At 72.3% G+C, this 22409-nt stretch carries 19 protein-coding genes and 1 tRNA gene; 9 read left to right on the top strand and 11 right to left on the bottom strand.

Annotation, left to right across the window (positions count from 1 at the left end; all coding sequences use genetic code 11):
• Positions 1-162 precede the first annotated feature (162 nt).
• A tRNA-Thr gene (locus O7612_RS27825) sits at positions 163-239 on the bottom strand.
• Between the two features lie 364 nt (positions 240-603).
• Here O7612_RS27825 and ugpC point away from each other — a divergent pair.
• Positions 604-1695 carry a sn-glycerol-3-phosphate ABC transporter ATP-binding protein UgpC gene (ugpC, locus tag O7612_RS27830; protein ID WP_282268776.1) on the top strand — a complete coding sequence of 364 codons (1092 nt, stop codon included), beginning with the start codon at positions 604-606 and terminating at the stop codon, positions 1693-1695.
• Positions 1696-1770: 75 nt separating this feature from the next.
• On the opposite strand, the gene rlmB is transcribed toward ugpC, so the two are convergent.
• A complete protein-coding gene (gene rlmB, locus O7612_RS27835) occupies positions 1771-2916 on the bottom strand; it encodes a 23S rRNA (guanosine(2251)-2'-O)-methyltransferase RlmB (RefSeq protein ID WP_282268777.1) in 1146 nt (381 codons plus the stop codon).
• On the bottom strand, positions 2916-4331 hold the full coding sequence (gene cysS / locus O7612_RS27840) for a cysteine--tRNA ligase (protein ID WP_282268778.1): 1416 nt from the start codon (positions 4329-4331) through the stop codon (positions 2916-2918). Before cysS ends, rlmB begins: the two co-directional genes overlap by 1 nt.
• A 63-nt stretch (positions 4332-4394) precedes the next feature.
• Between cysS and O7612_RS27845 the strand changes: the two genes are divergently transcribed.
• Positions 4395-5060, top strand: coding sequence for a helix-turn-helix domain-containing protein (locus O7612_RS27845; protein ID WP_282268779.1), 666 nt, complete (start codon positions 4395-4397; stop codon positions 5058-5060).
• 188 nt (positions 5061-5248) lie between these two features.
• Positions 5249-6634, top strand: a complete 1386-nt coding sequence (locus O7612_RS27850; protein WP_282267338.1) for a hypothetical protein — start codon at positions 5249-5251, stop codon at positions 6632-6634.
• Between the two features lie 173 nt (positions 6635-6807).
• Here O7612_RS27850 and O7612_RS27855 read toward each other — a convergent pair whose 3' ends face one another.
• The 3 genes from O7612_RS27855 to O7612_RS27865 form a co-directional block, all read right to left on the bottom strand.
• A complete protein-coding gene (locus O7612_RS27855; RefSeq protein WP_067304880.1) occupies positions 6808-8499 on the bottom strand; it encodes a S8 family serine peptidase in 1692 nt (563 codons plus the stop codon).
• 89 nt (positions 8500-8588) lie between these two features.
• Positions 8589-9278 carry an HAD family hydrolase gene (locus O7612_RS27860; protein WP_282268783.1) on the bottom strand — a complete coding sequence of 230 codons (690 nt, stop codon included), beginning with the start codon at positions 9276-9278 and terminating at the stop codon, positions 8589-8591.
• Between the two features lie 13 nt (positions 9279-9291).
• Entirely contained in the window at positions 9292-10284 is a 993-nt protein-coding gene (locus O7612_RS27865) for an EamA family transporter (protein ID WP_282268785.1), read from the bottom strand.
• 61 nt (positions 10285-10345) lie between these two features.
• Between O7612_RS27865 and O7612_RS27870 the strand changes: the two genes are divergently transcribed.
• Together O7612_RS27870 and O7612_RS27875 are read left to right on the top strand one after the other, a co-directional pair.
• Entirely contained in the window at positions 10346-10906 is a 561-nt protein-coding gene (locus O7612_RS27870; protein WP_282268786.1) for a CGNR zinc finger domain-containing protein, read from the top strand.
• Between the two features lie 730 nt (positions 10907-11636).
• Positions 11637-11918 (top strand): hypothetical protein, encoded by a 282-nt coding sequence (locus O7612_RS27875; protein ID WP_282274079.1) that lies wholly within the window; start codon positions 11637-11639, stop codon positions 11916-11918.
• A gap of 83 nt (positions 11919-12001) precedes the next feature.
• Here the strand turns inward: O7612_RS27875 and O7612_RS27880 are convergent, their stop codons facing one another.
• The 5 genes from O7612_RS27880 to O7612_RS27900 all read right to left on the bottom strand — a co-directional run bounded on the left by O7612_RS27880 (position 12002) and on the right by O7612_RS27900 (position 18111).
• A complete protein-coding gene (locus O7612_RS27880) occupies positions 12002-13411 on the bottom strand; it encodes a class II fumarate hydratase (protein ID WP_282268788.1) in 1410 nt (469 codons plus the stop codon).
• Positions 13412-13693: 282 nt separating this feature from the next.
• Entirely contained in the window at positions 13694-14233 is a 540-nt protein-coding gene (locus O7612_RS27885) for a GNAT family N-acetyltransferase (protein ID WP_282268790.1), read from the bottom strand.
• A 37-nt stretch (positions 14234-14270) separates the two neighbouring features.
• On the bottom strand, positions 14271-15938 hold the full coding sequence (locus O7612_RS27890) for a fumarate hydratase (protein WP_282268792.1): 1668 nt from the start codon (positions 15936-15938) through the stop codon (positions 14271-14273).
• A 67-nt stretch (positions 15939-16005) separates the two neighbouring features.
• Positions 16006-17418: a PQQ-binding-like beta-propeller repeat protein gene (locus O7612_RS27895; protein WP_282274080.1), complete on the bottom strand. Its 1413-nt coding sequence runs from the start codon at positions 17416-17418 to the stop codon at positions 16006-16008.
• A gap of 204 nt (positions 17419-17622) precedes the next feature.
• Complete coding sequence (locus tag O7612_RS27900; protein WP_282268794.1) at positions 17623-18111, bottom strand: Lrp/AsnC family transcriptional regulator; 489 nt, start codon at positions 18109-18111, stop codon at positions 17623-17625.
• 139 nt (positions 18112-18250) lie between these two features.
• On the opposite strand from O7612_RS27900, the gene hppD reads away from it, so the two are divergent.
• From hppD to hisC, 4 genes are read left to right on the top strand one after another with little or no spacing between them, the layout of a single operon-like run.
• Complete coding sequence (gene hppD / locus O7612_RS27905) at positions 18251-19456, top strand: 4-hydroxyphenylpyruvate dioxygenase (RefSeq protein WP_282268796.1); 1206 nt, start codon at positions 18251-18253, stop codon at positions 19454-19456.
• 11 nt (positions 19457-19467) lie between these two features.
• Complete coding sequence (locus tag O7612_RS27910) at positions 19468-20196, top strand: RDD family protein (RefSeq protein WP_282268797.1); 729 nt, start codon at positions 19468-19470, stop codon at positions 20194-20196.
• Between the two features lie 40 nt (positions 20197-20236).
• Positions 20237-21277, top strand: coding sequence for an RDD family protein (locus O7612_RS27915; protein WP_282268799.1), 1041 nt, complete (start codon positions 20237-20239; stop codon positions 21275-21277).
• Complete coding sequence (hisC, locus tag O7612_RS27920) at positions 21274-22377, top strand: histidinol-phosphate transaminase (protein WP_282268801.1); 1104 nt, start codon at positions 21274-21276, stop codon at positions 22375-22377. Before O7612_RS27915 ends, hisC begins: the two co-directional genes overlap by 4 nt.
• Positions 22378-22409 lie beyond the last annotated feature (32 nt).

The raw sequence follows: 22409 nt of genomic DNA on the forward strand, positions 1-22409 counted from the left end.
TGGGGTGGGCCTCCCACTCAACCAGCTCGATTCGTGTACCGGAAGTAACCATTCGGTCACGCACGCCGCGGGCGGCCCGGGGTGCGGCGGCGCAAGCCGTACGCCCGGCCGCCGTCGACGCATCGACATGCGGCAACGCCAGTGGCGGCCGTGCCGTGGAACTGGAGCCCCCGGCCGGGATCGAACCGGCGACATCTCGCTTACAAGGCGAGTGCTCTGGCCAGCTGAGCTACAGGGGCGCGTGGTGCGAGGTCAGCATAGCGACTGACGTCGGGAAATCCCGGCCGGCAGGGGCCCCGAGCATGGAAAACGTCAATTTCACGCCCGCACCACCGACGAATCGGTGAGCCGGACCCCCCTCAGCCGAGGGGATTGATGCCCGGCCGTGCCCGCCTGACCGAAATGCGTATGCCGTCCGTCCCATTCGGTGCATCCCACCTTGGCAGTGGTGGAAATCCCGTTTACCGTGCAGTGACACGGATGACACCCGGGTCGGCAACGGCCGTCCCCGGATGCGGTCCGTGGGTCGACGCCGAAGGCGTCGACAGCTCCTTCACTCGGATCGTCCGGCACGTTCCTGCCGGTGAAAGGAAGCGCACCACCATGGCTACGGTCACGTACGCGAAGGCCTCCCGGATATATCCGGGCACCGAGCGCCCCGCGGTCAACCAGCTCGACCTCCAGATCGGCGACGGGGAGTTCCTCGTCCTGGTCGGCCCGTCGGGCTGCGGCAAGTCCACCAGCCTCCGGATGCTCGCCGGCCTGGAGGACGTCGACGACGGCGCGATCTACATCGACGACCGGGACGTCACCCACCTCCCGCCGAAGGCCCGCGACATCGCGATGGTCTTCCAGAACTACGCCCTCTACCCGCACATGTCGGTGTACGAGAACATGGCGTTCGCCCTCAAGCTGCGCAAGACCCCCAAGGCCGAGATCGACCGGCGGGTCAAGGAGGCGGCCGGTCTGCTCCAGCTGGAGGAGTACCTCAGCCGCAAGCCGAAGGCGCTCTCCGGTGGTCAGCGCCAGCGGGTCGCGATGGGGCGGGCGATCGTCCGCGAGCCGCAGGTCTTCCTCATGGACGAGCCGCTGTCGAACCTCGACGCCAAGCTCCGCGTGCAGACCCGTACCCAGATCGCCTCCCTCCAGGCGAAGCTCGGCATCACCACGGTCTACGTCACCCACGACCAGGTCGAGGCCATGACCATGGGTCACCGGGTGGCGGTCATGCTCGACGGCGTCCTCCAGCAGGTGGACACCCCGCGGGCGCTCTACGACACCCCGGCCAACGTGTTCGTCGCCGGCTTCATGGGCTCCCCCGCCATGAACATCAAGACCGTCCCGCTGAACGAGCGGGGGGCGGCCTTCGCCGAGATGCACATCCCGCTGACCCGCGAGCAGGTCGAGGCGGCCCGCAGCGAGGGTGGCGACAACCGGGTCACCGTGGGCTTCCGCCCGGAGGACTGCGACCTGGTCAGCCCCACCGAGGGCGGCATGCCGGTCGTGGTCGAACTGGTCGAGGACCTCGGCTCGGACGCCAACGTCTACGGGCACGCCGCGCTGGACGGCCACGAGGAGCGTTTCGTGGTCCGCACCGACCGGCGGAACATGCCGAACATGGGTGACACCGTGTTCGTCAAGCCGCGCGCCGGCCGCAGCCACGTGTTCAACGCGGCCACCGGTCACCGGATCTGATCCACCCGTCCGCAAAGGGGCGGTCCGCTTCGGCGGACCGCCCCTTTCGGCTTCGTCGTCGACCGCGCGGGCCGGTCAGCCCGCCGCGGCGCGGCGGCGGGCCACCTCGGCGAGGGTGACCGCGGCGGCCACGCTGGCGTTCAGCGACTCCACCTCCGAGATCATCGGGATGCTCACGGTCAGGTCGCAGGTCTCCCCGACCAGCCGGGACAGCCCGCGCCCCTCGGAGCCGACCACCACGACCAGCGGACCGACGGCCGCCTCCAGGTCGTACAGGTCGGTGTCGCCGTCGGCGTCCAGGCCGACCACCATGAAGCCGGCGTCCTGACACGCCTTGAGCGACCGGGTCAGGTTGGTGACCTGGGCGACCGGCACCCGCGCCGCCGCACCGGCGCTGGTCCGCCAGGCGGTCGCGGTGATCCCGGCGGCCCTGCGCTCCGGTACGAACACACCCTGCGCGCCGAACGCGGCAGCCGAGCGGATCACCGCGCCCAGGTTGCGCGGGTCGGTGACGCCGTCCAGCGCGACCAGCAGCGGGGCCGTGTGCTCCGACGCGGCGGCCAGCAGGTCCTCGAAGGGCTGGTAGGCGAACGGCGGCACCTGGAGGCCGACGCCCTGGTGCAGCACGCCGCCGGTCATCCGGTCCAACTCGGCCCGGCTGACCTCCAGGATGGCGATGCCCCGGTCGGCGGCCGTCCGGGTGATCTCGTTGATCCGGTCGTCGGCGTCGATGCCCTGCGCGGTGTAGAGCGCGGTCGCCGGCACCTGGGCACGCAGCGCCTCCAGCACCGGGTTCCGGCCGACCAGCAGCTCCGGGGTGTCCCGGGACGGGTTGGACTTGCGCCCCGGAGCGACCCGGGGACCACCCCGGCCGGCATTCGCACCGGCCCGGCCGCCCGCGCCACCCCGGCCACCGCCGCCGGCCCGGACGGGGGCCGCACCCCGGGTGCCCCGGCCCCAGGTGGTGTCCTTGGTGCCCGGCTGGCCGATCTTGGGAGCCCGGCCCTCCTCGGCCGCCGCCCGGCGTTCCTTGTCCTGCTTCCAGGCGGTGCGCTGGGGCAGCTTCTCGGTGCCCGAGTACGCCTTGTGCCAGGGCCGCTCGTCGGCGGGCAGGGTCTTGCCCCGACCCGCGAGGGAGTCCCGGTTCTTGCCGCCGGAGCCCTTGGGGGCACCTGCCTTCGACGTCAGTCGCCGGCCACGGCGCTGCGAGTTGCCGGCCATCAGTCCTGCTCTCCAATAGTCCAACGGGGGCCCTGGGGGGTGTCCTCGACCACGACACCGGCCTGCTTGAGCTGGTCGCGTACGGCGTCCGCGGCGGCCCAGTCCCGGCGGCTGCGGGCCTGCGCGCGCTGCTCCAGGGCCAACGCGACCAGGGAGTCCACCACGCCGCGCAGGTCGTCGACGTGACCACCACCGGTCCAGGCCGGGTCGAGGGGGTCCACCCCGAGGATATCCAGCATCGCCCGGGTGGCGGCGAGGGTGGTGCGGACGGTCACATCGTCGCCGCCGGCCAGGGCCGTGTTGCCGTCCCGCAGGATGCCCTGGAGGACGGCCAGCGCGGCGGAGGTGTTGAGGTCGTCGTCCATCGCGGCGACGAACGCGGTCGGCAACTCCCCGAGCTGCCCGCCGCCGACCCGCTCGGCGGCCCGCTGGACGAACCCCTCGATCCGCCGGTACGCCACCGCCGCCTCGCGCAGCGCGTCCTCCGAGTAGTCGATCCGGGACCGGTAGTGCGCCGCGGCGTAGTAGTAGCGCAGCTCCACCGGACGCACCCCGAGCGAGTCGACGTACCCCAGGTCGAGGGCGTTGCCCAGCGACTTGCCCATCTTGGTGCCGTCGATGCTGAGCAGCCCGTGGTGCACCCACCAGCGGGCGAACGGCAGCCCGGCGGCCCGCGACTGGGCGATCTCGTTCTCGTGGTGCGGGAAGGTCAGGTCGAGCCCGCCGCCGTGGATGTCGAACTCCGGGCCGAGGTAGCGCAGGCACATCGCCGAGCACTCGATGTGCCAGCCCGGGCGGCCCCGACCCCACGGGGACGGCCAGTAGGCGTCCGCCGGCTCGTCCGGCTTGACGCCCTTCCAGAGCGCGAAGTCGCGGGGATCCCGCTTGCCCCGCTCGGGGGCGTCCCCGGCGGACTGCATGTCGTCCGGCGACTGCCCGGACAGCGACCCGTACGCCGGCCAGGAGGCCACGTCGAAGTAGACGTCACCGGACCCGTCGGTGGCCGGGTAGGCGTGACCGGTCTCGATCAGCCGGGCGATCAGCTCGTGCATCTCCGGGATGTGCCCGGTGGCCCTCGGCTCGTAGGTCGGCGGCAGCACGTTCAACGCCCGGTAGGACCGGGCCAGCACCAGCTCGTTGGCGTACGCGATCGACCAGAACGGGCGACCCAGCTCCTGCGCCTTGACCAGCACCTTGTCGTCGATGTCGGTCACGTTACGGATGAAGGTGACCTCGAAGCCGACGGCCGACAGCCAGCGCCGCAACACGTCGTAGTTGACCCCGGAGCGAAGATGGCCGATATGTGGCGGCGCCTGGAGGGTGAGACCACACAGGTAGATCCCCACCTTGCCGGCTTCCCGCGGGACGAAGTCCCGCACCGATCGGGTGGCGGTGTCATACAAGCGTAGCGTCACCTCACCAGGGTAGCTGTCCGCGCCGCACCGGGTCGGCCCGAGCCGGGCCGTACGCTGCCTGCTGTGAAGGCGACAGCGGCGGGTGAGCCGGCACCCACGGGCGGGGAGACCGCGCAGACCCTGGACCGGGGGCTGCGCCTGCTGCACCTGGTGGCCGACGCGCCGACCGGGTTGACCGTCACCGAGGCCGCCCACCGGCTCGGCATCGGCCGGGCCGCCGTCTACCGGCTGGTCGGCGCGTTGACCGGGCACGGGATGCTGCGGCGGGGCGACGACGGCCGGCTGCGCCTCGGCGTCGGCGTGCTGCACCTGGCCCGGCGGGCCCAGCCGCTGCTGGCCGAGGGCGCGCTGCCCGCGCTGCGCCGCCTTGCGGAGAAGACCGGGGCGACCGCGCACCTGACCGTGGTGGAGGGCGACGAGGGGGTCGCGCTGGCGGTGGTCGAGCCGAGTTGGACGTCGTTCCACGTCGCGTACCGGCCGGGAACCCGGCACCCGCTGGAACGCGGAGCCGCCGGGCGGGCCGTCCTCGCCGGCCGGGCCGGCGTCGCCGGGCCGGTGAGCACCGCCGGGGAACTCCAGGCCGGCGCGTACGGGGTGGCCGCGCCGGTGCTCGGGGTGCCCGGCCTGGAGGCCAGTGTCGGGGTGATCTCGCTGGCCCCGCTCCCGGTCGACACGGTCGGCCCGCAGGTCGCCGCCGCCGCCGCGACGATCGCCGCCGCCCTGTCCTGACCGGCCGGGTGTCGGGGGGCCGGTACGGAAGACGCGGAGAGGCCCGGACGACCAGGGGTCGTCCGGGCCTCTCCCCTCGTGTTTTGACCATCGTGGGGATTTGTGGTGGTCGAGGTCTAGCGAAACAGGGAGAACCCTGTCCATGATCTGAGTTCTCACACAAAGATCATCAATGGGCAGGGTTCTCGATGAGGAGCGTAGCGGCTACCGGTGCCGGTGACAGCGAGCTGGGCCGGATCTTGTTGGATGCGTGGCGGCGGGAGTTGTACGAGGGTGTCCTCGTGTCGCGGTCGAGGACGTTGTTCTCGCTGGTCGATGAGCTGGCCGCGGACCAGGGACGGTGTGGCTGCCCGGCGCATCTGTCGCTGGGCACGGTCACCGGGCACGCCGCGGCGTACCGGGCGTTACGCGACGGCGAGATCGATACCGGCCGGGCGTTGCGGGCGGCGTGCCGGATCGCCGCTCGGTCCGGTCTGCCCCGGGTGTATGCCGTCGATACCACCGCGTGGCCCCGGCCGAACGCAGCCACCAGCCCGGACCGGCAACCGCAGTACACCCCAGGCGGCCCGCGTGGTGCGGCGCTGATCAAGACCGGGTGGCGGTATCAGCACGTCGTCCGGTTGACGCTGACCCCGGACTCGTGGGTCGTGCCGGTCCTGGCCGACCGCATCACCTCCGACGACGACCTGGTCGAGGTCACCGTCGGCCACATCGCACAGATCTGCGCAGCCGACGGCGCCCGCCCGGGCGACCCGTCGCTGTTCCTCCTCGATTCCGGCTATCCCGCGGCCCGGATCACCCACCTGATCCGCGAACGCAGGATTCCCGCGGACGTCCTGGTCAGACTCGCGACCTCGCAGACCATGTGGACCAGACCCGAACACCGGGCCGCCCACCCACTCGGAGGCCGGCCCCGCCGACACGGATTCCGGCTGACCCTGCGCGAACCCGACCTGACCCCGGACGCCGGTGTCAGCGGACCACTCGACATCTACGGCACCGTCACCGTCCGGGCCTGGCACCAGGTCCACCCCAAACTCACCCGCGCCAGCCGCGGATTCACCGGCCAGACCACCCTCCCGATCGTGGAAGGCACCGTGCTCCTCGCCCGGGTCCAGCACCTACGCCCCAGCCGCCGCGCCGGCGACCTCGCACTCTGGTACTCCGGCACCCGCCGCGACCTACTCACCCTTGTCATGACCTACCTGACCCGCTACGACATCGAGCACTACTTCCGCCACCTGAAGACCACCGCCCACGCCCCGGACTTCCACCCCCGCCAACCCGACACCCTGACCACCTGGCTCCGCCTACACGCCTACGCCTACCTCCACCTGTTCTGCACCCGCACCCACCTCACCCACCACCGGCTGCCCTGGGAACCCACCACCACCACAACCCCCACCCCCGGCCAGACCCGCCGACAGGTTTCGCCCGCTCTCCGCAACGCCTGGCAACCACCAGGCCACCCGAAACCCGGACACCCCGGACCCGGACGCCCCGCCGGAAAACGCCGCAAACGCCGAACCCGCTACCCCGTCATCCGCCGCAACGCCATCCACAAGGGCAAATAACACCCCACCCCCACACCACCACGAACACCCACACCACACCACCACGAACACCCACACCACACCGCCAGACCACCCTGCCCACACAACGGTCAAAACACGAGCGGAGAGGCCCGGACGACCAGGGGTCGTCCGGGCCTCTCCCGTTGTCGGGCGTCAGCCCGGGGTGCCGGGTGTCAGGGAGTGACGTTCGGCTTGAGCGGGCTGCGGACCGCGGCGTTCGCGTCCACGATGCCGTAGCCGTAGAAGCCGTTGAAGTTCAGCGACCCGGCGCAGTACGCGTCGAACTCGGCCGACCGGCCCTCGTTGGCGTAGCTCTGCAGGCGCGGCTCCGGGCAGGCGTGCTCGGCAGCCGTCCGGTAGAGGTGCTGCTCCACCTTGGCCGGTGCCAGGCCGTAGCCGTCCTTACCCTCCTTCTTGCCCCACTTGCTGACGATCAGCGCGGCGACCCCGCTGACGTGCGGCGACGCCATCGAGGTGCCCTGGAGGTAGGTGTAGTAGCCGCACTCACCGGCGGTGGTGCACTGCTTGAGCACCGAGTTCTCGAAGCCCGGCACGACGTTGCCGTTCTCGTCGACCGAGCCCTCCTCCTGGAGCACCTTCTTCGGGTACGTGGAGAGGATCATGTTGCCGTCGGTGCGGTGGGTGTCGGTGCCGAAGCCGTCCCGGAACCAGCCACCCGGCGCGGCGACCGAGATCTGCTCGGTGCCGTAGTTGGAGTAGTCGGCCTTCTTGCCGGACGGGCCGACGGCGGACACACCGATCACGTGCGGACCCTCCACCGGGAGATCCCAGCAGCTGTCGTTGTCGATCGGGCGCGGGTACGGGTCGGCGCCGTAGTCCGGGCTGGACACGTCGGTGCGGGGTGCGCCGAGGTCCTCGTGGTTGTTGCCGAGCGAGCCGACCAGGGTGACGCCCTTGTTGTGGGCGAAGTTCAGGGCCCGCTTCATCGCCTTGATGACCGCCCGCTGCTCGGCCTGCGACTCGGGCGAGTCGGCCGGGTTGGCGGTGCAGTTGTAGAGCCACGGGTCGACGTAGAACGACATGTTGACCACGTCGAGGCCGGACTTGCCGGCGTGCACCAGGGCGTTGACGACCGGGTTGAGGAAGAAGTACCCGGAGTCCTGGCCGCCCTTGAGCTCCACCAGCGAGACGTTCGGGGCCACACCGGACAGGCCGAAGCCGTTGGCCGCGGCGCCGATCGTGCCGGCGACGTGGGTGCCGTGTCCGCCGTCGTCGGTGCCGACCGGGTCGAGGCAGCTCGCGACCTCGCAGGGGCCGTCGATGTCGGCGATGTCCGGGGCGAAGTTGCGCGAGAGAGCCCAGTTGAAGTTGGGCGCGAGGTCGGGCTGGCTGGCGTCGACGCCGGTATCCAGGATGCCGACGGTGACCCGCTTGTCGCCCGGCATGACCTTGCGGGCCTTGTCGGCGCCGATCATGCCGAGGCCCCAGAGCTTGTCGTCGAGCGGGTCCAGCTTCTTGCCGTTGGCGTTGCCCTTGGCCTTGACGGCCTGCTTGGTCCGGTTCAGCAGGTTCTCCTGCTCCACCCGGTCCAGCTTGGGCTTGCGGCCGATGGCCCGCTGCTCGGCCGCGCCGACCAGCGCGGAGGCGGCGGTGACCCGGCCGGCGAAGTCGGCCCGGTCGCTGGTGACCTGGTACAGACCGACGTCGTCCGTACGGGACACGACGGTGCCACCGGCGGCGCGGATCGCGGCGATCGCCGCGTCCGCCGAGACGCCGTCCTCGGCCACCACGGTGAACGTCCGGCTGGTGGTCGGCCCGGCGTTCGCCGGGACGGTCAGGCCGGTCACCGTAAGTGCCAGGGCCGCCGCGGTCGCGACGGCTCCGGCGGTGAAGCGCTTGCTCACCACATCAGATCCTCTCGTTGAGGGACGTGGCAGCCATCCCATAGCACCGGCGGCGATTCCGCCAGATACAAGTCGGATTTAGTCCCGCATCAGGCATTCGTCGGGTGCAGGCTGTGCAGCGCCGCAGGTAGATCGGTGAGTGTCGCGACCTCGGCGTCGGGGCGTACCCCGGGTGGGAGGGGCAGGCCGTGCCGGTTGAGCCAGATGCCGCGCAGCCCGGCCTGCCGGGGGCCGAGCACGTCGTGGGCGATCGAGTCGCCGACGTACGCGATCCGCTCCGCCGGCACCCCGGCGGCATCGACGATCGCGGCGTAGAACGCCGGGTCGGGCTTCTTGGGCAGGCCGCCCTCGTGGGCGTACAGCGCGAAGGCGAACACGTCGGGCAGGCCGCAGCGCTCGACCCGGCTGTTGCCGTTGGTGGCGTAGCCGAGGGTGAAGTCGGCGCGCAACGCGGCCAGCGCCGGCAGGACGTCAGGGTACGGGTGGCTGAGCGCGTACCGCCGGGCGAAGAAGAGTTCGGCGAACTCGTCGAGCTGGCCGACCAGCCCGGCCCGGTCCAGCGACCGGGCCAGGGCGGCCCGGCGGATCTCCATCACCGGTGCGGCGGTCATCGACCCGAAGACCGCCTGCCAGTCGGACTCCACCTCGGCGAGGGTCACCCCGGCCGCCACCGGGGTGCGGCGACGCATCTCGTCGAGGACGGCCACCAGGGCGCCGGTGACCGCGGGGCGCAGGTCGATCAGGGTCTCGTCGGCGTCGAACACCACCACGCTGAGCATGTCCGACACCTTCTCACGTCGGCTTTCCCGACCCCGCCGAGCATGCCGCGAGCGCCGGGTCGTCTACCCGGGCCGGCGTCGGCCCGGTGCGGCCCTCGCGCAGTTCGTCGAGGCGGACCAGGGACACCCCGGCGACGATCAGCGCGCCCCCGGCGAGCTGCACCGGCACCGGCAGCTCACCCAGCACCAGCCAGGCGATGAGCACCGCGAACATCACCTCGGTCAGCCCGATGAACGACGACAGCCGGGCACCCAGGACACGGGTCGCGGCGATTCCGGCCAGGTACGCCACCACGGCGGCGACCAGCGACAGCCCGGCGATCGGGACGAGCCAGCTGGTCCGCTGCCCGGCGAAGTCGACGGCACCGAAGGTGGCCCGCAGCGGCAGCACCCCGACCAGGCCGAGCAGCGCCAGCACGGCCGCGCCGACGGCCATCCCGCCGCTGGCCATGGTGACCGAGGGCAGTTCGGGGTCGACCCGACCGGCGAGGACGAAGTAGCCGGCCAGCCCGACGGCCGCGCCGAGCCCCCAGAGCACGCCGACCGGGTCGAGCCGGCCGGTGCCGGTCAGGTCGAGCACCAGGCCGAGCCCGCTCAGGGCGGCCAGCGAACCGGCCACGGTGAGCCGGCGGGGTCGCTGCCCGTGCACCAGCCACATCCAGCCCACCACGAGGACGATGCCGAGATATTCCAGCAGCAGGGCCACCCCGACCGGCAGGTAACGGACGGCGTTGAAGAAGCATGCCTGGGCGGTCGCGACGCCGAGCAGGCCGAAGACGGTGACCGGGCCGAGGTTGCGGCGCAGCACCGTCGCCCGGCCCCGCAGCGCGAGCGCCGCGGGCAGGGCCAGCACCAGGGCGGCGAGACCGACCCGGGCCACCACGACAGCCTCGGCGGACCAACCGGCCTCGATCAGGGAGCGGGCGAAGGTGCCGGAGGTGGCGAAGGTGACGGCGGAGAGCAGGGCGAGGGCCAGGCCGACGCCGGTGGTGGAGCGGTGCGGCATCGGGATTCCTCCGTACGACATCAGCAAAGTAGCATTACGCCGGTGACGCTAGCGGCCGACGATGACAGGGGTCAAGTTGCTTTTCACTCATGACACCGAGTGTGGACTGACTGCTGCGTCCGCCCTGGTCAACACCGACGGCGCGACCGGCGACGGGCTACCCGACATCACCGCGCTGGACCGGTTCGTCGTCACCCACCGGTTCACCGGTCGGCACGAACACACCGAGGTCGAGCTGCGGGCCGTCCGGGCGCTGCGCCCGCGCCTGCGCCGCCTCTGGGACGACGACCTGGACACCGTCGTGGCCGTGGTCAACGACCTGCTCCAGGAGTACCGGGCGCTGCCGCAACTGATCCGGCACGACGACCAGCCGTACCACGTGCACGCCGTGCCCCGGGACGCCCCGCTGGCCACCCGGATGGCCGTGGAGGCGGCGATGGCCGTCGCCGACCTGGTCCGCGGTGACGAGTTGGACCGGCTGCGGCACTGCGCCCGGCCCGAATGCGCCAACGTGCTGGTCGACCTCTCCAAGAACCGGTCCCGGCGGTTCTGCGAGGCGGGCTGCGGCAACCGGGTCGCGGTCAGCGCCTACCGGGCCCGCAAGGCGGCCCGCCGCCCCTGAGCCGGAGCGCTCCACACCCGGGGACGCCCGCCGCCTCCACCACATCGGACCACACCGGAAGCCGACACGAGCCTTCACACGGTAGTGGTCCCGTCAGCAGACTGTGCAGTGCGACATCGACCGCCCCACCCCTCCGGGCGCGACGGTGTCGTGGTGGGACCGCTCGCCTTTCGGCCGGTGGTCCCGTCGCCGGGGGAGACGACCAGCCGACCCCTCATGGAGGCGACGCGATGCCCCGGCCCACCTGGCGACACCGGCTTGCCCTGATGTTCCGGCCCACCGGACGACGCCGAGCACCCGCACCCGACCGGCCCGACCCGACCGACCGGCCCGACTCGGCTGGTCGGGGCGACCGGCCGGCCGCCGGAGCCACCCGTGGACCGGATCGTCGAGCAGCCGGCGGACCCGACGTCGCACCGGCACCAGCCACCGCCACACACCCCAGGGCACCAGGACCGGCCACCGGCGCTAGCCCCGACATGCCGGCTCCCGGGTGGGAGGACACCACCGTGTCGTTCCCCCGGGTCGGTCGCACCGGGTGGCTGACCCGGGCACAGGAGTGGCGGGCCAACGGAGGTCGCTGGTGAACGCGCCGACCGACGCGGGCAACCCGGACGGGCTTAGCAGCCCGGACGGGCCGGACGGGCCGACAACTCTGGCCGGGCCGGACGGGACGACCAGCCCGACCAGCCCGGACGGGCCGCCAGCCCTGGCCGATCCGGACGGGCCGGTGGGTGGTGCCGGGCAGCCGCGCCGGCACCTGCCGCTGCGTCCGCTCTGGCTGTGCCGGGTGTGCGCCGGGCCCTGGCCCTGCGGGACCGCGCGCCTCGCCCTCGTCGCCGAGTACGCCCACGACCGCGCCGCCCTGCACGTCCACCTCTGCGCCGTGCTGCACGACGCCGCCGCCGACCTGTACCGGCTGCACCCGGACACCGGCCCCGATCCGGCGGCCCTGTTCACCCGGTTCCTCGCCTGGGTGCCCCGCACCCGTCCGCCCACCGGGCAGCGGTGACCCGACGGCCACAACCGGGTGGGGCCGGTGGCGGTGTCGTACCCGTCCGACACCGCCACGCCGGCCCGGTCACCGCACGACGGTCAGGGGTGGGTCATCCGGAGCAGGTCGAGGGCCTCGTCGAGCTGGGTCTCGGTCAGCTTGCCGGAGTCGACGTGCCCCCGGGAGAGCACCACCTCACGGATGGAGACCTGCTTCGCCAGCGCCTCCTTGGCGATCGAGGCGGCCTCGTCGTACCCGAGGTGGCGGTTGAGCGGGGTGACGATCGACGGCGACCCTTCCGCGTACGCCAGGCAGACCTCGGCGTCCGCGACCAGGCCGGCCACCAGGCGGTCGGCGAAGAGCCGGCTGGACGCCGAGAGCAGCTTGATCGATTCGAGCAGGTTGCGGCCCATCACCGGGAGCATCACGTTCAGCTCGAAGTCGCCCTGCGAACCGGCGAACGCGACCGCCGCGTCGTTGCCGACCACCTGCGCGCAGACCTGCCGCACCGCCTCGGCGACCACCGGGTTGACCTTGCCCGGCATGATCGACGAGCCGGGCTGGAGGTCGGGGATGCGCAGCTCCCGCAGGCCCGCCCGGGGGCCGGACCCCATCCAGCGTACGTCGTTGGCGATCTTGTAGAGCCCGACCGCGACGGTACGCAGCTGGCCGGACGTCTCGACCAACGCGTCCCGCGCCCCCTGCGCCTCGAAGTGGTTGCGGGCCTCGGTCAACGGCAGCCCGGTCGAGGCGCGCAGCCTCTCGATCACCTTGCCGGCGAAGCCCAGCGGGGTGTTGATGCCGGTGCCCACGGCGGTGCCGCCCAACGGCAGCTCGGCCAGCCGGGGCAGCGCCGACTCCAACCGCTCGACGCCGTAGCGGACCTGCGCGGCGTACCCGCCGAACTCCTGTCCCAGGGTGACCGGGGTGGCGTCCATCAGGTGGGTACGCCCCGCCTTGACCACCGTTTCGAACTCGGCCGCCTTCGCCTCCAACGCCTCCGCCAGGTGCCGCAGCGACGGCAGCAGGTCCTCCACCACGAACTGGGTGGCGGCCAGGTGGATCGAGGACGGGAAGACGTCGTTGCTGGACTGCGAGGCGTTCACGTCGTCGTTCGGGTGCACGTCCCGGCCCAGCTCCCGGGTGGCCAGGGTGGCGATCACCTCGTTGGTGTTCATGTTCGACGAGGTGCCCGAGCCGGTCTGGAACACGTCGATCGGGAACTGGTCGTCATAACCGCCGTCGGCCACGTGCGCGGCGGCGGTGGCGATCGCCCCGGCGACGTCCGCGTCGATCACCCCCAGCTCGCCGTTGACCAGGGCGGCGGCCCCCTTGATCTGGGCCAGTGCCTTGATCTGGGCCGGCTCGATGCCGCGCCCCGAGATCGGGAAGTTCTGCACCGCGCGCTGGGTCTGCGCCCGCCACAACGCCTCGGCGGGCACCTCCACCTCGCCCATCGAGTCGCGTTCGATCCGGTAGCCCGCTGCCTCTGGAGTCGTCACCCGTCCCATCCTGCCCCGGCCGGCTGCCACCTGCAGGAATGCCCGCCAGAAAACGGCCGGGCGGGCACGATCGCGCTCGATCAGCGGCCGAACGGGCAAGATCGCGCTCGATCAGGGAAAGAGTGGTGTCACCCGCCGCCGGAGGCCACTCTTTCCAGGATCGAGCACGATCTTCGAACTGCGCCTCCGCCGTCGGCATAGGCGAACGGCCCCGGCAGGCGTGGTAGCGCCAACCGGGCCTCGATGCGGAGAGGCCGCCGGGATCCATCAACCCCGTAGCGCTCGTAGGCTCTACTCGCTGGCCAGGATGGCGTAGACGAGCTGGTCGGCCCACTCTCCTCGGAACAGGTAGCTTTCGACGTGGTGCGCCTCCTGACGCATGCCGAGCCGGGCCATCAGCCGGGCGGACGCAGCATTGCGCCCGTGACACCGGGCGTAGACCCGGTGCAGCCCGAACCCGGTGAACCCCCAGTTCACCAACGCCGCGGCGGCCTCCGTGGCCAACCCGCGACCGCCGTGGCCGGGATGGAAGACGTACCCGAGTTCGGCCGTCCGGTCGGTCCGGCTGCGCCAGACCAGCTCCACCGTGCCGATGACCCCGGCGTCGGTGACCACGGCCAACGTCAGGCAGTCCCCCTCGGCGCGGAGCGCGTCCTCGCCCGCCATGGCGAGCACCGACGACCGCGACTCCTCGCGGGTACGCGGCTCGCCGAGCGTCCAGCGGAAGACGTCCGGTCGACGTTGCCATGAGTAGACGTCATCGAGATCGTCCAGCGTGACCGGGCGCAGGGTGAGCCGCGCCGTACGAATCGGGTACGTCGGCCGGAACATCCGGCGATGTTAAGCGTGTACGTGGCGAACCGGGTCGTCAGCGGCGGCCCACGGTCAGCACCGGCTTGGTGACCTCGGCGAAGAAGTCGTTGCCCTTGTCGTCGACCACGATGAACGCCGGGAAGTCCTCCACCTCGATCTTCCAGACCGCCTCCATGCCCAGCTCGGCGTACTCCAGCACCTCGACGTGCTTGATGCAGTCCTGGGCGAGCCGGGCCGCCGGGCCGCCGATCGAGCCGAGGTAGAAGCCGCCGTGCTGCTGGCAGGAGCGGGTCACCTGGCCGGAGCGGTTGCCCTTGGCCAGCATCACCTGGGATCCGCCGGCCGCCTGGAACTTCGCCACGTACGCGTCCATCCGGCCGGCGGTGGTCGGGCCGAACGATCCGGAGGCGTACCCCTCGGGGGTCTTGGCCGGGCCGGCGTAGTAGACGGCGTGGTCGCGCAGGTACTGCGGCATCGGCTCGCCCGCGTCGAGCCGCTCGGCGATCTTGGCGTGGGCGATGTCCCGGGCGACGACCAGCGGGCCGGTCAGCGACAGCCGGGTCTTCACCGGGTACCTCGACAGCTCGGCCCGGATGGAGTCCATCGGCCGGTTGAGGTCGACGCGTACCACGTCGGAGGCGTCGAGGGTCTCGTCGGTGACGTCCGGCAGGAAGCGCGCCGGGTCGGTCTCCAGGCGCTCCAACCACACCCCGGACGGGGTGATCTTGGCAACCGCCTGCCGGTCGGCCGAGCAGGAGACCGCGATCGCCACCGGACAGGACGCGCCGTGCCGGGGCAGCCGGACCACCCGCACGTCGTGGCAGAAGTACCGGCCGCCGAACTGCGCGCCGATGCCGAAGTTGCGGGTCAGCTCCAGCACCTCGGCCTCCAGCTCCAGGTCCCGGAAGCCGTGCGCGGTCATCGAGCCGGAGGTGGGCAACGTGTCGAGGTACTTCGCCGAGGCGTACTTGGCGGTCTTGAGGGCGTACTCGGCGGAGGTGCCGCCGATCACGACCGCCAGATGGTACGGCGGACAGGCCGAGGTGCCGATCAGCCGCAGCTTCTCCTCCAGGAACTGCATCATCCGGGTCGGATTGAGCAGCGCCTTCGTCTCCTGGTAGAGGTAGGACTTGTTGGCCGAGCCGCCGCCCTTGGCCATGAACAGGAACTTGTACGCGTCCGGGTGCCCGTCCGGGTCCTCGGCGTACAGGTCGACCTGGGCGGGCAGGTTGCTGCCGGTGTTCCGCTCGTCCCACATGGTCAGCGGGGCGAGCTGCGAGTACCGCAGGTTCAGCCTCGTGTACGCCTGGTAGACCCCGCGCGAGATCGCCTCGGCGTCGCCGCCGTCGGTCAGCACGTGCCGGCCCCGCTTGCCCATCACGATCGCGGTGCCGGTGTCCTGGCACATCGGCAGCACCCCACCGGCGGCGATGTTGGCGTTGCGCAGCAGGTCCAGCGCGACGAACCGGTCGTTCGGCGAGGCCGCCGGGTCGTCGATGATCGACCGGAGCTGGGCCAGGTGCGCCGGCCGCAGGAAGTGGGCGATGTCGTGCATCGCCTCGGCGGTCAGCGCGGTCAGCGCCGCCGGCTCCACGGTCAGGAAACGGCGGCCCCCCGGCCCGTGGACGACGTCGACGCCCTCGTCGGTGACCAGGCGGTACTCCGTCTGGTCGGGACCGGTCGGCAGCAAGGGGGCGTACGAGAACGCGGCGGCACTGCTCATGTCGGAAAAGCCTAGGGCAGACCGGTCGATCGGTGACACCCGCCGGGTGGGTCGTGGGACGCCGCTCTCACCCGTCGCCGTCGGGGCAGAGTTCCCGCTTCGGCCCGCAACTGTCCTCGACCTCTCCGGCGCCACCGGTACGCCCCGGTCCGGGACCGCCACCACCGTCCGAGCCGGCCGGTGGCGCGGCGGGCGGCGGTGCACCGGCGCCCGCGCCGAACCGGACGTACCCGATCTCCCGGCCCTCGCCGACGACCATGCCGTGCGGCCCCACGGCGAGCGCGTTGGCGCTGGTCCGCAACACCACCAGTTCCCGCCCGGTGCGCGGGTCCACGGCGACCAGCCGGCTCGGCTTGTCCCCGGTCAGCACCGCCGCGTACGGGGTGAGCGCCGCGCCCGCCTTCGCGCCGGCCGGTCGGGTCCAGCGGGCCTTGCCGGTGCCCAGTTCCCGGGCGACGACCGACTCCTTGTCGGCGCTGCGCACCAGGGCGTACCGGTCGTCCACGGCGAGCAGCCGCTCCCCCTCCGCGTCCACCAGCAGCAGCCGGCCGTCGTACCCGTCGAGGACCGTCTCCCGCCCGTCCGGGGCCACCCCGATCAGCACGTTGCGGGCACCCTGCGGGTCCTCCCGCTGCACGCACCCGGCACTGTCGGCGGTGCGCAGGTTGAGCCCGGCCCGCCGCCACGCCTCCTGCCCGGTGGCCGGATCCCGGCCCGAGACGGCGTACTGGCAGCTGCCGTCGACGGAGACGGCGGTGATCCGCAGCATCCGGCCGCCGGTCACGGACAGCCGCTCGTCGCGGCCCGGTTCGACGTTCTGCACCACCCGCCCGGTGGCGGTGTCCACCACGTGCACCCGGCCGTCCACCGGGAAGCCGAGCAGCGGTGGCACCGCCTCCGGCCCGGCCACCGCCTCGTCGATCCGCTGCGCGGTGAGCCGCCGGGTGCCGAGCAGGCCCGGGTTGTCGGCGAAGAGCCCGCTGCTGACGCCGGGCAGGAAGGCCGTCCACAGTGGGCGGGTGCCACGGGGATCCCAGGCGCTCAGCGTGCAGTCAGTGGCGGCCACGCACCGGGCGTCCAGCAGCAGGTTCCGGTACGTCCAGACGGCCACCGCGTCGCTGTCGCGCCGCCGTACCGCCCCGGTCACGGGGTCGATCAGCTCGTACCCCTTGACCAGCAGCTTGCCCACGGCGACGACGGCGTCCCGGTCGCCGCCGGCCACCGCCGACCAGTCCGCCTTGCGCTCCCAGAGCGCGGCCCCGGTGGCCAGGCTGCGGGCCTCGGTGCGGGTACGTTGCTCGACGACGACGGTGTCGCCGACGATCGTGACGCTCTTCGGGGTGCCGCCGATCCGCTGCTGCCAGAGCACGTCCGGTTCGGAGATCGGTTCGCTGCGGTCGACCCAGTCCCACACCCCGGGGAAGGGGTTCCACACCCCGGTGACGGCGAGCGCGATCACGACGACGAGCCCGAGCAGCAGCCCTCCCCGCACCCCCCCAAGGCCCTTCACACCGCACACCGTAGCGACGTTCACCAGCCCACCCCGTCCCCGCGCCGGAGTGTCGCCCCGCTTTCTCCCCGCCCGCGCCCGGACCGGCCGGGCAGTTCAGATGTACCGCGACATCACCGTGATAGCGGTATCAGAGCATGCGGATACCGCGATACCAGGGCAAAAAGGAGCCGGTCAGGAGCCGGCGGCGGAACGCAGCAGCGGCAGGGTGCGGTAGGGGATCTGCTCGGCCAGCGCGATGATCGTGGAGGCCCGGCGGATCGCCTCGGACGAGACGATCTGGTCGATCACCCGCTGGAGGTCGGTGTTGGAGCGGGCCACGATCCGGCAGAGCAGGTCGCTCGCCCCGGTGATGGTGTGCGCCTCCAGCACCTCCGGGATCGCCGCCAGGTGGGCGGTCACCGTGTCGTGGCCGTGCCGCTGGCTGATCTCCAGGGTGACGAAGCTGGTCACCGCGAACCCGATCGCCGCCGGGTTGATCTCCGGGCCGAAGCCGCCGATCACCCCCCGGTCGACGAGCTTGTCCAGCCGGGCCTGGACGGTGCCCCGGGCCACCCCGAGCCGGCGGGAGCATTCCAGCACCCCGATCCGGGGTTCCTCGGCGAGCAGTTGGACCAACCTGCCGTCCAGCGCGTCGAGCTGTACACCCTGTCCAGCGCTCATGACTGAACACCCTACCGATTGCGCAACATGACCAGGCAAAAGGGTGACAGTTGCCCAGCCGACGCGGCCCCGCGATGCTTCCCAGAAGAGCTGTCGGACCACCGGCCCACGAAGCCGGCCGCAACCGAGGGAGGCCACCGTGACCCAGGCGATCGACCGACCCCAGTCGACCGAGGACATCGACGTCGACACGCTCGTCGGCGCAGTCGACCACGACATCACCCGTGACCCGTTCCCGGTCAGGGGCCTCGACCACGTGCACTTCCTGGTCGGCAACGCCAAGCAGGCCGCGCACTACTACTCCACCGCGTTCGGCATGACCTGCGTGGCGTACCGGGGGCCGGAGCAGGGCTACCGCGACCACGCCGAGTACGTGCTGACCAGCGGTTCGGCCCGGTTCGTGCTGACCGGCGCGGTCCGCCCCGACGCGGCCGGCACCGAGCACGTCGCGAAGCACTCCGACGGGGTCTGCGACATCGCGCTGGAGGTTCCGGACGTCGACGCCGCCTACGCGCACGCGGTGGCCCAGGGCGCGACCGGCCTGATCGGGCCGCACGACGTGACCGACGCGCACGGCACCGTCCGGCTGGCCACCATCGCCGCGTACGGCGACACCCGGCACAGCCTGGTCGACCGGTCCCGCTACACCGGCCCGTTCCTGCCCGGCTTCGTGGCCCGGGGACCGATCGTCGACCGGCAGCCGATGATCGCCGCCGGTCTCCAGCCGAAGCGCTTCTTCCAGGCCGTCGACCACGTGGTCGGCAACGTCGAACTCGGCCGGATGGACGAGTGGGTGGAGTTCTACAAGCGGGTGATGGGCTTCTCCAACATGGCGGAGTTCATCGGCGACGACATCGCCACCGACTACTCGGCGCTGATGAGCAAGGTCGTCGCCAGCGGCACCCGGAAGGTGAAGTTCCCGCTCAACGAGCCGGCGGTGGCCCGCAAGAAGTCGCAGATCGACGAGTACCTGGAGTTCTACCAGGGCCCCGGCGCGCAGCACATCGCCGTCGCCACCAACGACATCCTGGCCAGCGTCGACGCGATGCGGGCGGCCGGCGTCGAGTTCCTCGACACCCCCGACTCGTACTACGACGACCCGGAGCTGCGCGCCCGGATCGGCAACGTCCGGGTGCCGATCGAGGAGCTGAAGTCCCGCAAGATCCTGGTCGACCGGGACGAGGACGGCTACCTGCTCCAGATCTTCACCAAGCCGGTGCAGGACCGGCCGACGGTCTTCTTCGAGCTGATCGAGCGGCACGGCTCGCTCGGTTTCGGCAAGGGCAACTTCAAGGCGCTGTTCGAAGCCATCGAGCGTGAGCAGGAAGCGCGCGGCAATTTGTAACACTGTCTCGCGTGACGCAACCTCCGAGCTACCCGACACCGCCGGCCGGTGGGTACCCGCCCGCCGCCGGCGGCTTCGCCCCGCCCGCCGGCCCACACCCCCAGGGGTACGCCGTGCCGCCGCAACCCGGCCCCTACGCCGCCCCGCCCGGCGGGTACCCGCGCCCCGGCCCGTACGCCGGGAGGCCCGGGTACCCGCCGCCGGCACCCGGCATGCCGCCGCCCGGGATGTCGCCGCGCGGGCTGCCGCTGGCCAGCTTCGGTGACCGGCTGCTCGCCCTGCTCATCGACGGGGCGGTGCTCGGCGCGGCCAGCATGGTCTTCATCGTGCCGGCCCTCATCGTCTTCTTCCGGATGGTCCTGCCCGACCTGACCACCACGGCCGACGGCCGGCCCACCTCCGACCCGTTCACCAACTTCCTGATTCCGATGCTGGTGTTGCAGGGCGTGATCTTCGTGGTGGCGTTCGCCCTGAGCTACGTCTACCAGGTCGAGATGATGTACAAGACCGGGCAGACCATCGGCAAGCGGGTGATGAAGATCCAGGTGGTGCCGCTCGACCCGGCCGCCACGCTGACCCGTACGGTGGCGGCCAAGCGGTGGGCCGCCGCCCAGATCGGCGGGGCGGTCATTCCCGTCTTCAGCTACCTCGACGGGCTGTGGCAGCTCTGGGACAAGCCGTGGCAGCAGTGCCTCCACGACAAGTTCGCCGGCACCATCGTCGTTAAGGTTGCCGGGTGAGCGAGCAGAGCGACCGTACCGGACAGCGCAGGGCGCGACCGTGAGCGTGCAACCAGGGTGGCACGTCGACCCGGCCGAGCCGACCACCCGACGGTGGTGGGACGGCGAGGGCTGGATCGGTGCCCCGATCCCGGTCGACGCCACCCCGCCCGACGGCCCGCCGCCGCCCGAGCCGGAACCCGCCGCCGAGCCGCCCGCCCCGACCTCCCCCGCCGCCGGTGACCCGACGACGGCCGGTGGACCGCCGGCCACTGCCGGCGCACCGCCGGGCACCCCCGGCCAGCCCTGGACCGGCCAGCCCTCCGGGCAGCCGGGATCCGGGCAGCCCTGGGCAGGGCAGCCGGGAGCGGGACAACCCTGGGCGGGACAGCCGGAATCCGGGCAGCCGGGAGCAGGGCAGCCGGGGTACCCGGGCCACGGGGTCGGACAGGCCGGCGGGCCGCCGCCCGGTTGGCCGTACCCGACCTGGCCGGGGCGTCCGCCCGAGCCGCGTCCGCACGGCGTGCCGCTGGCCGGCTACGGTGCCCGGCTGCTCGCCCGGCTGGTCGACTTCGGGATCGTTCTCGCGCTCAACGCGGTGGTCAACGGCTGGTTCGTCTGGCGGTACTTCGAGGAGACCGCGCCCTACCTGCGGGAGGCGTTCCGCCGGGCGATGGCCGGCGACTCCTCCCGGGAGGGGCTGCCCGCCATCGGTGAGCAGGCCGGCGGCCTCCAGATCGCCATCCTGGTCATCGCGACCGCGCTCTGGTTCGCCTACGAGGTGCCGACGACGGCCTCCGGCGGGCAGACCCCGGGCAAGCGCCTGCTGCGCATCCGGGCCGTGCCGGTCGACGCCGACCAGCCGCTCGGCTTCGGCCGGGCCACCCGGCGGTGGAGCACCATGGGCATGCCCACCCTGCTCTGGTTCTGCTGCGGTTTCGGCCTGCTGCTCCAGTTCGTCGACGCGGTCTCCGCGCTCTTCGACCACCCGCTGCGCCAGGCGCTGCACGACAAGCGGGCCCAGACGGTCGTGGTGCGGGTGCCGCGCACCGACCACCCCGACACCCCCTCCGACCCCGAACCCCCGGGAGACACCGCATGACCGACACCGGACGTCACCAGCCTGCGCTGCGGTTGACCCGCGCCGACCTGGACGCCCTGCCGAGCTACGTGCCCGGGCGCAGCCCGGCCGATCTGGCCCGCGAACTGGGCCTGGCCGAGGCGATCAAGCTGGCCAGCAACGAGGTGCCGTACGGGCCGCTGCCCGGGGTGGTCGAGGCGGTCACCGAGGCGGTCACCGGGTCGCACCGCTACCCGGACATGGGCGTGGTGGCGCTGCGCACCGCGCTCGCCGAGCGGTACGGCGTGGACCCCGAGCGGGTCGCCACCGGCTGCGGGTCGGTGGCGCTGGCCGAGCACCTGGTCCGGGCCACCTGCCTGCCCGGCGACGAGCTGCTCTACTCGTGGCGCTCGTTCGAGGCGTACCCGATCATCGCGGCGACCAGCGGCGCGAGCAGCGTGCGGGTGCCCAACGACGCCGGCCACGGGCACGACCTGGCGGCGATGGCCGCGGCGGTGACCGACCGGACCCGGATGGTGCTGGTCTGCAACCCCAACAACCCCACCGGTACGGCGGTGCGCAAGCCGGAGCTGGACCGGTTCCTCGACGCCGTGGGCGAGGACGTGCTGGTCGTCATCGACGAGGCGTACCGGGAGTTCGTCACCGACCCGGCGGTGCCGGACGGCCTGACCTATCTGGACCGGCCCAACGTGGTGGTGCTGCGCACCCTGTCCAAGGCGTGGGGGCTGGCCGGGCTGCGGATCGGCTGGCTGGTCGGTGCCCCCGAGGTGGCCGCCGCCGTGCGCAAGGTGGTCACCCCGTTCTCCACCAGCACCGCCGCCCAGGCCGGGGCGCTGGCCGCGCTGGCCCAGGCCGACGAGGTCGAGCGACGCTGCGCGCTGGTCGTCGCCGAACGGGACCGGGTCACCGAGGCGTTGCGCAAGCTCGTCCCCGACGTGCCGTCCAGCCAGGCCAACTTCGTCTGGCTGCCGCTGGGTGAGCGGGCCGTGGCGTTCGGCCGGACGTGCGAGACGCGGGGCGTGATCGTGCGGCCCTTCGCCGGGGACGGGGTGCGGGTCACCATCGGCACGCCGACCGAGAACGACGCCTTCCTGGCCGCGGCCGAGGCCGCGCTGTCCTGAGCCGCCGGTCAGGTCCCGGCCAGGCCACCCGT

Origin of the sequence: Micromonospora sp. WMMD987 (genome assembly GCF_029581435.1) — a bacterium.
GTDB classification, from domain to species: Bacteria; Actinomycetota; Actinomycetes; order Mycobacteriales; family Micromonosporaceae; genus Micromonospora; species Micromonospora rifamycinica.

What these genes read in the sequence shown, in the direction of transcription:
- O7612_RS27880 (WP_282268788.1), bottom strand. Translation starts at nt 13,411, where the DNA reads ATGGGACGGGTGACGACTCCAGAGGCAGCGGGCTACCGGATCGAACGC.
- O7612_RS27885 (WP_282268790.1), bottom strand. Translation starts at nt 14,233, where the DNA reads ATGTTCCGGCCGACGTACCCGATTCGTACGGCGCGGCTCACCCTGCGC.
- O7612_RS27890 (WP_282268792.1), bottom strand. Translation starts at nt 15,938, where the DNA reads ATGAGCAGTGCCGCCGCGTTCTCGTACGCCCCCTTGCTGCCGACCGGT.
- O7612_RS27900 (WP_282268794.1), bottom strand. Translation starts at nt 18,111, where the DNA reads ATGAGCGCTGGACAGGGTGTACAGCTCGACGCGCTGGACGGCAGGTTG.
- ugpC (WP_282268776.1), top strand. Translation starts at nt 604, where the DNA reads ATGGCTACGGTCACGTACGCGAAGGCCTCCCGGATATATCCGGGCACC.
- rlmB (WP_282268777.1), bottom strand. Translation starts at nt 2,916, where the DNA reads ATGGCCGGCAACTCGCAGCGCCGTGGCCGGCGACTGACGTCGAAGGCA.
- O7612_RS27860 (WP_282268783.1), bottom strand. Translation starts at nt 9,278, where the DNA reads ATGCTCAGCGTGGTGGTGTTCGACGCCGACGAGACCCTGATCGACCTG.
- O7612_RS27850 (WP_282267338.1), top strand. Translation starts at nt 5,249, where the DNA reads ATGAGGAGCGTAGCGGCTACCGGTGCCGGTGACAGCGAGCTGGGCCGG.
- O7612_RS27865 (WP_282268785.1), bottom strand. Translation starts at nt 10,284, where the DNA reads ATGCCGCACCGCTCCACCACCGGCGTCGGCCTGGCCCTCGCCCTGCTC.
- O7612_RS27870 (WP_282268786.1), top strand. Translation starts at nt 10,346, where the DNA reads ATGACAGGGGTCAAGTTGCTTTTCACTCATGACACCGAGTGTGGACTG.
- hisC (WP_282268801.1), top strand. Translation starts at nt 21,274, where the DNA reads ATGACCGACACCGGACGTCACCAGCCTGCGCTGCGGTTGACCCGCGCC.